Source organism: Burkholderia sp. ABCPW 14 (assembly GCF_001523835.1).
Taxonomy (GTDB): Bacteria; Pseudomonadota; Gammaproteobacteria; order Burkholderiales; family Burkholderiaceae; genus Burkholderia; species Burkholderia mayonis.
Map to the genome: position 1 here is coordinate 21,467 of NZ_LOVS01000070.1, position 13,348 is coordinate 34,814.

Below are 13,348 nucleotides of genomic sequence, written 5' to 3' on the forward strand. Positions count from 1 at the left end.
ATGCCCCAAATCCCACTCGCCTCGGGCACCTACACCGACGTCGGCGCGGAATTTCGCACGTCGTATCCGCGCAATCTCGTGCCCGTCATGAAGAGCACCGGCATCAGCAAGATGTTCCTGCGCTCGGCCGAGGGTCTCACGCGCTTCGACGTGGGCGCGCCGACGCTCGTCGGCCATGACCGCGGCGGCATCAACTGGCTCGGGACCTGCTATCGCGTGATCGGCACCAATTTCGTATCGGTGAACGCGCTCGGCGCGGTGAAGGTGCTCGGACAGCTTCCCGATGATGGCGAGCCGGTGGCGATGGCCTACGGCTACCAGAATCAGGGCATCGGAATCGTCACGGCGAAGCAACTTTTTTTCTACACGATCCAGAAGCCGGACGGCACCACGCAGGCAAATCCGACACTTCAGCAGTGCACCGATTCGAATGTCGGCAGCCCGATCGATCTGATCTGGTTCGCCGGCTACTTCGCGCTGACCGATCACACATCGGTCTACGTCACGCAGCTTGCGAACCAGTTCACGTTCAACTCGCAGCTGTTCGGCAGCGATAGCAATGCGGCCGATCCGATCAACTGCCTTTGGAAGTTCCGAAACGAACTCTATCTCGGCAATCGCTACACGATCGCGGTATTCGACAATACTGGCGGACTCGGCTTTCCGTTCACCGAAAACACCGGCGCGACGATCCAGAAGGGCGTCATCGGTCCCTATGCGAAGACCCTGACGAGTCAGGGTTTCGCCTTTGTCGGCGGCGCGCCGGACGAAGCGCCGAGCGTCTGGTTGTCGGTCGGTCTTGGCGTTGCGACGAAGATCGCCGCGCGCGAGGTCGAAATGATCCTCGCGCAGTACACCGAGGCGCAGCTCTACAATGCCGCGCTCGAGTACCGCGCCGAGAAAGAGCAGCAGTTCATCTATCTACATCTGGCCGACTATACGCTCGTCTATGACGTGGCCGGTTCTCAGGCGGCCGAGCAGCCGCTGTGGTTCCTGCTCGACTCGAGTTCGGATGGCACCGGCGCATGGCGCGCATGGCACCCGGTCTATTGCTACGGCAAGTTCCTGATGGGCGACAAGTTCGATCAGCGGATCGGCTATGTCGACGCGACGACATCTGCTCAATACGGTACCGATGCCCGCTGGCAACTCGACACGATCTTCGCCTACAACGAGGCGCACGGCTATATCGTGACGTCGCTCGAATTGATCGGCACCTACGGGCACGCGGCGCTCGGCGAGCACGACACGATGAGCATGCAGTACACCAATGACGGCCGCGTGTGGAGCACGCCCCGATACGTGTCGATGGGCGCGCAAGGCCGCACCCGGCAGCGTGCGCAATGGCGTCCCAAGCATTTTTTCCGCAATTTCCGCGGCTATCGGTTCGCCGGCTTTAATGCGGCGCCGGTTTCGTTTGCGGCACTTCAGGCGGACGGCGAGCCGTTGACGGCATGACGCTGAAGATCACCATTTCGACGCCGCCCGCGAACCGTCAAGAGCTATCGGAGGCGCTCGGCGGCAATCCGGCCGCGGTGCGCAGATTCGAGACGATGACGCGCGACATCACGATCAATCTGCCCGGCGAGATCGAAGAGGTCAACGGCACCGCGGAGGGCGGCTTGGCGCTCGCGCAACTGGTGCAAAAGCTGCTGGCCGCGCTCGACACGGAAGTGCATTCAGCCTCCTCGATCACTTCGATGATCGCGGCCGTCGCGGCCCGACTCGCGGCGGATGATGGCGGCGCGCTGGCGCCCGTGCCGGTTCAGGTGACGATCGAGGAAAGTGCATCGCCGGTTGCCGTGGTGCTGCCGCCGTCCGATGACATGCCGGGCGCCGTATCGCTTCCGGCACCAGCCGCGGAGGACGTTTCGGACGTGCTCGGTGCGCTGCTCGGCTTCATCCAGCGCGCGTTCGCCGATCCGCCCGCGCTCGGCAGCGATCTTCCGGCACCGGTAGCGGCGACGACTCTCTCGGCAGCCGGCAACGAGGCGCTCACCTACGGATCGGCCGGCGGTCAGAGTATCCCAAACAACGCGGCCACGACGCTCACCGGTTGGACGCAGATCACCGACCGCCTCAACGCGAACTTCAACGCGAGCAGCGGCGTCTACACGGCACCGGCGACCGGCTATTACCTGGTCAGCGCGCAGATCATCTTCAACACCGTGCCGCCCGCGGCGATCGGCGATCAGTTCGATCTCTACGTGCTCGTCAATGGCACGGTCGAGGTGGTCGCATCGAAATTCGCGGAAAGCACGACGTCGAACTATCAGCCGGTGTCGATGGCCGCGCGCCTATTTCAACTGAACGCGGGCGATCAGATCAAGCTACAGGCATTCCAGAATTCCGGTGTCGGCTGCACGCTGATGGCGACGTCGGCCGAGAACTGGCTCACGATCGCTCAAATACCCTGATGGAGAACTGAATGACCACGACGAAAATCCGGCTTTGCGAGGCGGTGCTGACCGGGACGCCGACGCTCGTCTATGGGCCGGTTCCGGCCGGTTCGGTGGTGACGCCGCAGGCCGCATCGGCATGGAATCCCGCAAGCGCATCGGGACCGATCCCGGTCGACGTGTTCATCGTGCCGTCCGGCGGCAGCGCCAACGATGCGACGCACGTTGGCCACGTATCGGTCGGCGTCGGTCGCACTGGGTTGATCGTCGAGTTGCTCAATCAGGCGTTGAGCCCCGGCGACGAGCTCTATGCATCCGGGAACGGCTGCACGCTGACCGTTTCCGGCAATCAGATCTCGAACTGATCGAGATTGAATTTCAAAGAAAAATGCAATATTGTTTCGTCTAGAACTGATGTGATCGAATTAAGTGCTCTGTTTGTTCGATATGACGATAGAAGATGGTAGAAGGGCTATTTGATGTCGAATTGATCGAATCGGTTTATGCGATTCCGTCGATTCGCGATCGAATCCAGCATGACCACTGGAAGCCTACCTACATCGCCAGTCCGGCAGTCGGTTATCTCGGCGCCTGGCATGAAGGCGAGTTCTGCGGATTCTTCATGGTCCGCGAAAAAAGCAGACTGGATATCGAGATCCACGCATGTCTGCTTCCTCGAGCGACGCTCTACAGCCGCGTATTGGGTGTCGAAGTGCTCGAAAAGGTGTTCAACGCGAGTTCGGCCCGGCGAGTGAGTGCGCCCATCATCAGTGATCTGGTGAGCGCACAGAACTACGTTCGGAAGCTTGGGTTCCGACAGGAAGGTGTTCTGCGCGAGGCGTGCATGCGAAATGGCCGCGCGCTCGACGTGATCCTGTTTGGAATGACCCGGACGGACTACGCAGAGAGCATCGCATGTCGTTCATCGGAAAGGCAATTAGCAGCATAGGCGGTTCGGCGCTCGGCGGGATTGTGGGTGGTGTCGGCTCGCTTGTCGGCGGCATCATTGGCGCTCATGGCGCACAATCCGCCGCCAATACGCAAGCTGGGGCCTCTGAGGCGGGGATTGCCGAGCAGCAGCGCGAATTCGATCAGATACGTGAACTGCTGAAGCCGTATGTCGATGCCGGCACAGGCGCGCTCGGCGGCTATGCGAATGCCCAGAAGAGCTATGCCAGCGCGTTGGCTCAGTATGGCGGCACGCTCGGTGAGATGAACAATCTGACCGGCGCGAATGGCATCGAGGCGCAGCAGGCCGCGATCAATGGCCTGAAGTCGAACCCGCTGTACACCACGTCGATGAACCTCGGCCAACAGGCCATCCTCGCAAACGGAAGCGCGACGGGTGGCCTGCGCGGCGGCAATACGAACTACTCGCTCGGCTATCTGCCGGGCCAGGTGCTGTCAAACGTGATGCAGTCGCAGATCGGCAATCTTGGCACGTCTCTTAGCGGCATCTCCGGCCTACTCAGCGGCTACGGCAATCAGATCTCCCAGTTCGGCAACCTCATCAACGTCGGCGAGAACGCGGCGGCCGGCACCGGCCAAGCGGGAATGCAAACCGGCAACAACATCACGAACCTCACCGGTCAGATCGGCGCCGCGCAAGCGGGCGGCACGCTCGGCTCGATGAATGCCATCCAGGGCGGCATCAATGGCCTGGCGGGCGCGCTCGGGTCATTCCTGAACAACTCCGGCTCCAACAACTATCAGTTCGCGTTGCCGGCGTACCTCAATGCTGCGGGCGTCGGAGGAAGGTTGTATGGCGTCGGCGCGGGCATGTTTTAAGGGAGACGATCATGTCCGACATCATGGCAACGCCGCCGCAGCCGATCAACTACACGGGGCTGCAAATCCAGCCCGATCCGGTCGGCAACTTCCTGAAGGCCGCGCAGGCCCAGGCAGGCATCGGCCTGACGAACGCGCAGACGCAAAACGTCCAGCAGTTCGCGTTGCTGAATGCGCTCGCTGCGCAACGGCAGCAGCAGTTCCAGCAGCAGTGGCAGCAATTCAGCCAGAATCCGACGCCGCAAAGCGCGGTGCAGATGGCGATGGCGAATCCCGAATGGGCGGATGGCATTACCAGCGCGTGGAATCGATACAACGAGCAGGAGCGGCAGCAGAAGCTCGACGTGTCCGCACCAGTCGTCGCGTCGCTGCAAAACGGCCGCTACGATCTCGCGTCCAATCTCGTCCAGAACCACATCGACGCGATCCAGAACACGCCCGGCTACGACAGCAATCCGCACATGCAGGAGGATTTGGCTAGCGCGAAGCAGATGCTGTCGGTCATCCAGGCCGACCAGCAAGGGGGCACGAAGAACGCGCTTGGGATGCTGTATGGCTCGCTGGCGGCGGCGATGGGGCCGCAGGATTTCATGCATCACTTCGGGCAAGGCGCGACGATGCCGGCCACGATCGCAGCAGCGCAATTCGCGCCGGCGCAGGCGGCGGCCAATGTGGGCCTGACCACGTCTCAGGCGCAAGACCTGCAAAGCACGATTCAGCGGCGCGCGGCCGATTTTCAGCTCGATCAAAATAGGTTCCAGGCTGACTTGCAGCTCAAGCTGCGCCAGATGAACTACCAGCAGACTGCGCCTGACATGGACGAGGGCACGCGCCAGATCGTGACGAGCGGCGCGCTCGACAGCGTGCAGCACGGTCAGATGGCAGATCGCGTCGGCTCGCTGCTTTCGAATGTCGCGACGCTGAACCAGGCCGGTCAATGGGCATCCGGCAAGCCCGAGGACGTGCGCAACTTCTGGCAGAACTTCTGGGGCTCGCAAGACAACGTCAGTTCGCTGCGCAACGAGTACCAGTCGATCATGAAGGGCGTGTCTGGCTATGGTCAGGCCGGCCTTTCGGATGCCGATCGCAAGGCACTCGAGACGGGCTTTCCGGCGAAGAACGCCAGTCCCGATCAAATCGTGCAGTTCCTGAGCTCGATGCGCAATGCATCGCTGCGCGCGGCCCGCATCGGCGACGGCTCGTCTTCATGGGCCGGCTCGTTCGGCTGGATGGGCCCCGCCAAATACGACGCCAACGTCGGCGGCGTGCAAGTCGCGAAGGGCACGACGTTCGCGCAGTTCATGAAACAGAACCTCGCGTCCGGCTCCGGCTCGCCCTCGGCCTTTGCGGCGCCGACCGCCGCGCCCGGCGTCCAGCTCAAGCCGCCGGCCGGCACCGCGCCCGGCGCGTCTTCCGCGCCCGTCTTCTCTGGCGGCCTCAGCTACCTCAATAAGTACACGGGAGGTCAGTAAATGGCCGGCGCCTACAACGCAAGCGCCTTCCCGGTCAGTTACCGTGATCCGGCCTACGATCAGGCCGATCAGGCCGCGTCGGCCGCAGTCGGCATCCCCGCGCAACTGCTGATGAACATCCGCACGAAGGGCGAGAAGAGCAATGCCGACCAGATCAGCAGCGCCGGGGCAGCAACTCCATACCAGATTACTCCCGGCACGCGCGATGCCATCATCAAGCAAACCGGCGTCGATCCGTGGCTCAACCCGCAGACGGCCTCCTACGGCGCCGCGTACCTGCTGAAACAGTCGATGGACCGCAACGGCGGCAATCCGGTGCTGGCGACCGCCGAATACCATGGCGGGACCGATCGCGATGCGTGGGGCCCGAAGACGATGGCCTACGTCAAGCGCGTGGCCGGCATGTCGCCGAACAACCCGGACGTCACCAATCCATACGCGGTGCAGGCGCTTCCCGGCATCGGCACCGCGCCCGGTGCATTGCAGCCGACGCCGCAGGGCTCTCAGCCGTCGCCCTCGAACCCGTATGCGGTCGCGCCGCTGCCGAACATCGGCGCGGCGCCGGGCGCCGTCGATTCCGGTCCGTCCGGACTTCAGCTCGCCTACGACGCATACCAGTCCGGACGCATGAGCCCGGAGGATTCCGCGCAGTTCGAGCAGGACGTGCAGGGCGGCCGGATCGTACTGCCGGCTGGAATGAACGTGAAGGCCGCGCCGCAGCCGCCGATGGCACCGCAACAGGCCGTCGATGCGTTCAACACCGGCCGCATGTCACCGGAAGATGCGCAGCAGTTTCAGCAGGACGTGAATAGCGGCGCGCTCGCGCTGCCGCATGGTGCTGTGCTCACGCCGCAGCAGCCTGAGACTGCCGGCCGCGTTGCAGGCATCGCCGCGCGCGGCTTTCTGCAAGGTGCGGCCACATCGTGGCAAAACGCCGTGCAGACGGCCGCAAATCCGACAAAGGTCCCGCTGCCAATCGCGGTGATTAACCAGCTGATGCAGTCAGCTCCGCAAGTCGCGGACCAAATTTTCGGGACGCATCTTGCATCAAACGTGACGCCGCAACAGGCGGTTGAACAGTCCGGATTGCCGCGCGCTCAGAATGCCGGCGAGCAAATTGTGCAGCAGGGGGCGGAAGGCGCGGGCGGCATGGCCGTGCCGCTTGGCGCCCTTTCGACGATCCCGAAAATGATCGCCGCGGGCGCGGCCGGAGGCACTGTCGGCGAAGCCGTCCATCAGGCAACAGGCAATCATATGCTCGGGGTCGCCGCAAACCTGCTGACGACGGCGTTGTCGCCCGTGGCAGCCTCGCGCGTGATGGCTGCGCTGGCGCGCGAATTGCCGCAGGCTGGCGCCGCGGCGGCAGCACAGGGAGGCGAAACTGCCGCAGCTTCGCAAGCCGCTCCCGAAGCGTCAACATCAGCTGCCGCTTCATCCGCGCCGTCTTCGTTGGGTACTCGATTGAATCCCGGCACACCGGAAGTTCCCAGCCCGACCGTGGCAAGTTTGCAGCAGGAGCGCGAAAGTCTTCTTCCCGTTGCCGCGAATGCTCCGGCTAAGGGTGACACGTCAATTCAGGATCAGATCTCTGCATTGGAGGGTCGATCTTTCGATTCGATCGCGGAGCGCACAAAGGAATTGCAGGCGCGAGGCATGAAGTTCGGTGACGCGCGAGCGCTTGCGCAGAAACAGATTGCTGGCGAGATGTCTGGATACCAAGACCAGATGCAGCGGCTGCAAAGTCAGATGGAAGCGTCTCAGGCTGGCTCACGTGCGCTGCAACGCATCCAGGAAATCGATGCCGAGCTGGCGCAGACGGCACCTACTGCTCCTGCCGCACGAAATCCTATCGCTGCGGCATCGAGCGAAGCTTTTTCTTCGCCTGGACTCCCGAATTCCGGCGCAATGGCCCGCATGCAGGAAGGGCGAGCGCAAGAGGCGGCCGCTGGCGCCGCGCAGGCGCCGGAAGGCGGCTATGTGGGCGCGCAGGAAACAGCAGGCGGCACATATGTCGTGTCGCCCGAGGAATTGGCCGCAGCACAACGTGCCCAGCGGGTCAACGATGCATTGGCAGCATCGAATGGCGAACAAGCACCACCGAGCACGGCAAGAAGTGTCGTCAATCCCGCTGCATCGCCGCTCGCGTCGGCCGCGCAGGATTTCATGTCATCCGACGAACTCGCCGCGCAGATGCGGAAAGCGACCGGTTCGGCGCCGTTCGGCATCGGCAAAAAAACCGCGCGCGAGGTACTCGCGTCGCAGGCATCGCCCGATCCAGAAACGCTCAAGGCCGCGAAGTATCTGGGCATCGAGGACAACCTGCAACCCGATCACCTGACCTCAAATCAGGCCTTTCGTGAGCTCGCGCAGGCGATCAAGTCGACGCCCGGCAGCCTCTCGCGTTCGCAGGAAATGGAAGGGCTGCAAGCGGTTGGGCAACGCGCACAGCAACTCGTCGATGATCTCGGCGGCACGCGCGATCTGAGCGGATTGTCCGGGCAAGTGAAGGGCGAGCTGATGAACACGCAGCAACAGCTCGATCAGAAGGCAGAAGGCCTGTATCAGTCGCTGCGCGATACCGTGCCCGCAAAGATGGGCGTGGATGCATCGAACGTGCTCGACTTCATCAAGCAACGCACGGACGATCTCGGCGGCGCAAAGAACCTGTCGCCAATCGAGCGGATGATCCAGTCGAAGCTCGCCCCTCGCGAACTGCCTGTCTCGATCGGCGGTCAGGAAGTATCGTCCGCATCGCTCGGCATGAAACCGCAAATGCAGCAGCCGACTTACGCGCTACTCGACGACATCCGCAAGAGCATCGGCTCCGGCCTGCGCAATCAGGGGCCGTTCAAGGACGCCGATCAGGGTCTGCTGAAAGCGCTCTATGGGCGCATCTCGGAAGATCAGCGCGGCGCGCTATCGACTATTCCCGGCGCGCTTGAACAGTTCGACGCGGCGCGCGCGGCGGTGCAGATGCGCAAGAGCGTCGAGGACGACATGACGTCGTTATTCGGCAAGCATCTCGGCGATTCGCTGGTCGGCAAGCTCGGCACGGCGATGGCCGTATTGCCGAAGGGCGACGAAGTCAAATTCGTAGCGCTGATGAAGTCGGTTCCTCCCGGAATGCGTCAGCAGGTTACGGCGAGCGGCCTTGCGTATGCCTTCGGAAAGGCCACGAAGAACGGCGAGCTCAATTTCAAGACCTACGCGGATTGGATGGACGGACTCAAGAAGAATCCGTCTGCCTTCAACGCGGTGATGGGCAATCTTCCCGACGAAGGGCGACAGCAACTGCTCGCGCTCGCCAAGGTCTCTCGCGGCATTGCGAATGCTACTCGAGAAAACATCACGACGGGTCGGATTATGGCCGCGCGCGAGGAATTGGCCGCACGAGCCGACGGCATGATCGCGAAGATCATGAACGCCGCACGAAGCGCGGCGATCGGCAAGGTGGGGACCGTAGTTTCTGCCGCGGCCGCGCACGTTGGCGGCCCCGTGGGTGCAGGCATCAGCCACGCACTGATGAGTGGCCTTTCGAAAGGAAAGGTGGATGTGCTGAAGGAAGGAGATGGAGTGCTCGTTTCGCCAGAATTCCAGCAATACGCCAAAAAAGGCGCATCGGCTACTCAGCAGGAAGTTACGGCACTTGCCAATTCGCCGCAGTTCCGCCATTGGTTCGACTTCGCGCGCGACACCACCGCGGCCAACGATCAGGCCTCGCGCGTGCGCTGGATTCTCGGCACGCTCAACGCCGCCGAAAGCGCCTCAAACATCAACAGCAATGGCAACAGGTGACGCATGGGCAACATGGTGATCGATCCGGTCGTGTTCTTTCCCGACCTGTTGGGCCTGCCGCTGCAAGATGGCTCGATCTATGTCGGGGTCGCGAATACGGATCCGGTGACGAACCCGGTGACGGTGTATCAGGACGCCGCGATGACGATCCCGATGCAGCAGCCGCTATCGGTGAACAACGGCTTCATCGAGCTCAACGGATCGCCTCAGACGGTGTACGTCAGCGGCGCGTCGTATTCGCTGCTGGTGAACGACAGCGACGGAAATTTGGTGCTGTCGATTCCGAACTATACCAACCAGTTGATGGACGAAAATGGCGCGGGCGGGGCCGCGCTGATCGGCTTCGACGGCACCACGCTCGACCAGGTGTTCAAGCTGCGCATGCGGCGCGTCGTGCCGCATCTCAACGCATTGCGGGCTCTCTCGGGCAAGCTCTACAGCCTTGCAGAGACGGAGGGCGCGGTCGCCGTCACTGACGGCGGCTCCAATCGCTTCTGGGCAAATTATGCCGATACCACGTCCGCGGACAATGGCGTGACGCTGATCGTCGGCACCGACGGGACACGCTGGTACGCTGAAGACATGCGCGTCGTCGATACGCGTCAGGCCGGGCTGCATGCCGACGGCGTAACCGACGATAGTGCCGCGATTCAGAAGGCGCTCAATTGCGGCGCGGTCGCCGTGCGCCACATGGTGAACTCGGCGATTTCGACCTATCTGGTCGTGCCGTCCGGCGTGCGACTCTTCGGCAATGGCGAAGGCTCGAAGCTGACTGCGCTGAACAACATGCCGGCCTATGGCCCATGGGGTTCCGCGCACCAAGGTCAATCGGTGCTGCTGAACGGTGACGGCGCATGCACGAACGACATTTGGATCTTCGGCGCCAACTTCAACGCGGGCGGCGTCGGGACGTTCAATTTCTCCCGCAACCGCATCAGTAAATGCGTCATCTCCAACACCGGCAATTGCCAGGGAACGATGAGCACGAGCTCGCAGTATCTGCATGCGAGCGAGAACACCATCATGTACGCGCCCGGCAGCGATGGCATGGAAGGCTGGCAGTGCGCGTTCTCGAACTGGGAAAACAACATCATCGATGTCGTCGGCGCGGGCGGCATCTTCATCACCGACTGCGCGAGCTGCCTGATCTCCGGCAATGCCGTGACGAACTGCGGCGACGTCGGTGTCGACATGGAAGGCGGCATCAACTGCCTGGCGACCGGTAACACGGTGGGCTCGTGCTGCAACGGCGAGCTGACCTGGTTCGGCAACGGCACCGGTTCGGGGCGCGTACCGACGTCGTGCTCGTTCACCGGCAACAACGTGATTCGGTCGGCGACCTATCAGGCCGGCGTGGCGCGCACGGCAACACCCTGCAATGCGTCCGCGGGCGGCATCCGCGTGGTAACGGCGACAGCCGGTCAGGAAGCCATCTCGTTCAACGGTAACAACGTCTATGCGCAAGCGCCGATGACGGCGTTGTATGTGGACGACTTGGGCGCGACCAACTGCGGCGTGTCGATCGTAGGCAATACGTTCACGAGCCAAGGAACGCTATATCGGATCAACCGCGCGTACAACATCAAGATCCAGGCCAACAACTTCCACGGCCTCGGTGCTTCGTCCGCGCTCGAAAACATCTTCAAGAACTGCGACCTCGGTCTGTTCGAAGGCAACACGATCGAATACGAGGTGACGAAGAACACCAACTACGCGTTGCGCTATTACACCGATATCGCGATCACGAACAGTCCGACCATCAGCAACAACATCTTCAAGAACTGCGGCACGTTCGCGTTCCTGCATGATCCGTTCGTGAGCGCGATTCCGGCCTACGTCGAGGAAAACACGTTCTCGGAATCACCGCAAGTCAACGGCGGGATGGACAGTACCGCGAACGCGTATCCGATCTACCGCAACCAGGTGCTGAACATTCTCGTCAACGAGAACAACACCGGCACGTCGGTGTCGGTCGACTTGAACACGATTTCGGCGCTGAAGGGCAACACGCCTCCGCTGAACTGGGGGCGCGGCTCGCTTGGCTGCGTCGACGGCAACTTCGGCAACCTCTACAACATCACGTATGACGCGGGCGCGGTGAAGATCTATAGCGACAACGGCAGCGGATCGGGCAGCGGCCTCACGACCAGCACATCGCGCTATGCGACCTTCTCGGGCTCGACGGTGACGATCACGGGCCCGGACAGCGCTGTGTATGGGCTGCTGAAAATGACGATGGATACGGCAGGGTAACAGGGGAAATGATGAGCAAGGAAATGATCGGCAATGCGGCCAGTGCTGTCGCAAACGCCACTTCTTCGGCGGCGGTTCCGATGGGCGGCATCGTGACGTTCTGGAACTGGCTGAACGGCCACAATATCTCGTGGTGGGTCGGTCTTCTGACGATCGTCGTGCTGATTTTGCAGATCCGCGATCATCTGTTCCCCCGAGCGGAGCGCGAGCAATGAAAATCCATTGGCTTGACGAACCCGAGCAACACGACTATTCGGCCGCGCTCTCGTACCTGTCGCTGCATTTCCCGCTCGAGCGTGCCGCGGATCTCGTCCATGCGCTGCGCGCGGCGCCCGTATCCGAATGGAAGGCGAAGGACATCATCCGCGCCTCCGGGCTGGAAGTGCTCGGCGAGCACAACAGCCATATCGCGCACAACCTGAAGAAGATCGAGGACGGCAAGAAGCTGTCGCCGATCCTGCTGGTGCGTGCCGACGGGCGGCTCCTGATCGCGGACGGCTTCCATCGCACATGCACGGTCTACCTGCGCGACGAAGACGCGCCGATTCCGGCGAAGATCGTGGGGGATGCGTCATGAGCAGTTTCGATGATGCGTTCGAGGCGTTGATCGGGAATGAAAGCGGATATAGCAACAATCCCGCTGATCCAGGTCAAGAAACAATGTACGGAGTGACGGCGAGAGTTGCAAGAGCGTCGGGCTACACGGGCGCGATGCGGGACCTTCCGCGCGAGACTGCGAAGGCCATCGCGAAAAAGCTCTATTGGGACCCGCTGCACTGCGACGAGTACGACCCGCGCATCGGATTCCAACTGCTCGATGCGAACTACAACGGCGGCCATGCCGTGCTCTGGATGCAGCAGGCGGCCGGCGCGCATGCCGACGGCATTCTCGGCCCCGCGACGATCGCCGCGGTGAAGGCCGCGGACGTCCCGCGCTTCATCATGCGCTTCATCGCCGTCCGCCAGAACTACCTCACGGCGTGCAAGCCTTGGCCCACCTTCGGTCGCGGCTGGATTCACCGCACTTCGGCCAATCTCTTGAAAGGAGCATCCTGACATGCCGCTCATTCCGATCGCGATGGCGCTCGCTCAGTTCGCGCCCATGATCGCCGGCTGGCTCGGCGGCTCGAGCGCGGCGAACGTCGCCCAAAAGGTCGTAGGCGTCGCCCAAGCCGTGACGGGCACTTCGGCGCCGGACGCCGCGCTCGCCGCCATCCAGGCCGATCCGAACCTTGCCATGCAGTTTCAGACGAAGATCGTCGAGTCTCAGGTCGAGATGGCGCAGATCGCCGCCGACGTCACCAAGGCCGAGCTCGCCGCAGATACCGCAGATACCGCGGCGGTCAACCAGACGATGCAGGTCGAGGCGAAGGCGGATCACTGGCCTACGTACAGCTGGCGCCCATTCGTTGGCTTCTGCTTCGGCTTGCTCGGGCTGCTGAGCGGGATGACCGTCGGGGGCGCCTATATCGGCGTCATGGCCTTCCACGCCAATCCATCGATCCTTGGACAACTTCCGGGGATGCTCGGCTCGGAAGCGGCCGTCATGGCGACGATGGCGCCCGTGCTTGGGATCGCCAGCTATTTCCGCGGGAAGATGCAAGCGAACCCGACCACTCCAACTGACAATCGGGGCTGAGC

At 62.5% G+C, this 13,348-nt stretch carries 12 protein-coding genes; all 12 read left to right on the forward strand.

Going from position 1 to position 13,348, the window contains the following annotated elements:
• Positions 1-1,458 (forward strand): packaged DNA stabilization protein, encoded by a 1,458-nt coding sequence (locus WS62_RS10020; RefSeq protein ID WP_066570700.1) that lies wholly within the window; start codon positions 1-3, stop codon positions 1,456-1,458.
• Between the two features lie 164 nt (positions 1,459-1,622).
• Complete coding sequence (locus WS62_RS10025; RefSeq protein WP_156440941.1) at positions 1,623-2,417, forward strand: hypothetical protein; 795 nt, start codon at positions 1,623-1,625, stop codon at positions 2,415-2,417.
• 11 nt (positions 2,418-2,428) lie between these two features.
• Complete coding sequence (locus WS62_RS10030) at positions 2,429-2,764, forward strand: hypothetical protein (RefSeq protein ID WP_066570702.1); 336 nt, start codon at positions 2,429-2,431, stop codon at positions 2,762-2,764.
• 95 nt (positions 2,765-2,859) lie between these two features.
• Positions 2,860-3,348: a GNAT family N-acetyltransferase gene (locus WS62_RS10035; protein ID WP_066570703.1), complete on the forward strand. Its 489-nt coding sequence runs from the start codon at positions 2,860-2,862 to the stop codon at positions 3,346-3,348.
• A complete protein-coding gene (locus WS62_RS10040) occupies positions 3,315-4,187 on the forward strand; it encodes a hypothetical protein (protein ID WP_156440942.1) in 873 nt (290 codons plus the stop codon). Before WS62_RS10035 ends, WS62_RS10040 begins: the two co-directional genes overlap by 34 nt.
• A gap of 11 nt (positions 4,188-4,198) precedes the next feature.
• Positions 4,199-5,659, forward strand: coding sequence for a hypothetical protein (locus WS62_RS10045; protein WP_066570705.1), 1,461 nt, complete (start codon positions 4,199-4,201; stop codon positions 5,657-5,659).
• Positions 5,660-9,454, forward strand: a complete 3,795-nt coding sequence (locus WS62_RS10050) for a lytic transglycosylase domain-containing protein (protein WP_066570706.1) — start codon at positions 5,660-5,662, stop codon at positions 9,452-9,454.
• A 3-nt stretch (positions 9,455-9,457) separates the two neighbouring features.
• Entirely contained in the window at positions 9,458-11,707 is a 2,250-nt protein-coding gene (locus tag WS62_RS10055; RefSeq protein WP_066570707.1) for a phage tailspike protein, read from the forward strand.
• An 8-nt stretch (positions 11,708-11,715) separates the two neighbouring features.
• On the forward strand, positions 11,716-11,922 hold the full coding sequence (locus tag WS62_RS10060) for a hypothetical protein (protein WP_226383372.1): 207 nt from the start codon (positions 11,716-11,718) through the stop codon (positions 11,920-11,922).
• On the forward strand, positions 11,919-12,284 hold the full coding sequence (locus WS62_RS10065; protein ID WP_066570708.1) for a hypothetical protein: 366 nt from the start codon (positions 11,919-11,921) through the stop codon (positions 12,282-12,284). Before WS62_RS10060 ends, WS62_RS10065 begins: the two co-directional genes overlap by 4 nt.
• A complete protein-coding gene (locus WS62_RS10070) occupies positions 12,281-12,763 on the forward strand; it encodes a glycoside hydrolase family 108 protein (RefSeq protein WP_066570709.1) in 483 nt (160 codons plus the stop codon). The genes WS62_RS10065 and WS62_RS10070 overlap by 4 nt, the downstream gene beginning before the upstream one ends.
• A gap of 1 nt (position 12,764) precedes the next feature.
• Positions 12,765-13,346 (forward strand): hypothetical protein, encoded by a 582-nt coding sequence (locus WS62_RS37365; RefSeq protein ID WP_066570710.1) that lies wholly within the window; start codon positions 12,765-12,767, stop codon positions 13,344-13,346.
• Positions 13,347-13,348 lie beyond the last annotated feature (2 nt).

Excerpts from the sequence above, each read along its gene's own strand:
- WS62_RS10065 (WP_066570708.1), top strand. The coding sequence starts at position 11,919 with ATGAAAATCCATTGGCTTGACGAACCCGAGCAACACGACTATTCGGCC.
- WS62_RS10035 (WP_066570703.1), top strand. The coding sequence starts at position 2,860 with ATGGTAGAAGGGCTATTTGATGTCGAATTGATCGAATCGGTTTATGCG.
- WS62_RS10055 (WP_066570707.1), top strand. The coding sequence starts at position 9,458 with ATGGGCAACATGGTGATCGATCCGGTCGTGTTCTTTCCCGACCTGTTG.
- WS62_RS10070 (WP_066570709.1), top strand. The coding sequence starts at position 12,281 with ATGAGCAGTTTCGATGATGCGTTCGAGGCGTTGATCGGGAATGAAAGC.
- WS62_RS10045 (WP_066570705.1), top strand. The coding sequence starts at position 4,199 with ATGTCCGACATCATGGCAACGCCGCCGCAGCCGATCAACTACACGGGG.
- WS62_RS37365 (WP_066570710.1), top strand. The coding sequence starts at position 12,765 with ATGCCGCTCATTCCGATCGCGATGGCGCTCGCTCAGTTCGCGCCCATG.
- WS62_RS10060 (WP_226383372.1), top strand. The coding sequence starts at position 11,716 with ATGATGAGCAAGGAAATGATCGGCAATGCGGCCAGTGCTGTCGCAAAC.
- WS62_RS10020 (WP_066570700.1), top strand. The coding sequence starts at position 1 with ATGCCCCAAATCCCACTCGCCTCGGGCACCTACACCGACGTCGGCGCG.
- WS62_RS10050 (WP_066570706.1), top strand. The coding sequence starts at position 5,660 with ATGGCCGGCGCCTACAACGCAAGCGCCTTCCCGGTCAGTTACCGTGAT.
- WS62_RS10030 (WP_066570702.1), top strand. The coding sequence starts at position 2,429 with ATGACCACGACGAAAATCCGGCTTTGCGAGGCGGTGCTGACCGGGACG.
- WS62_RS10040 (WP_156440942.1), top strand. The coding sequence starts at position 3,315 with ATGTCGTTCATCGGAAAGGCAATTAGCAGCATAGGCGGTTCGGCGCTC.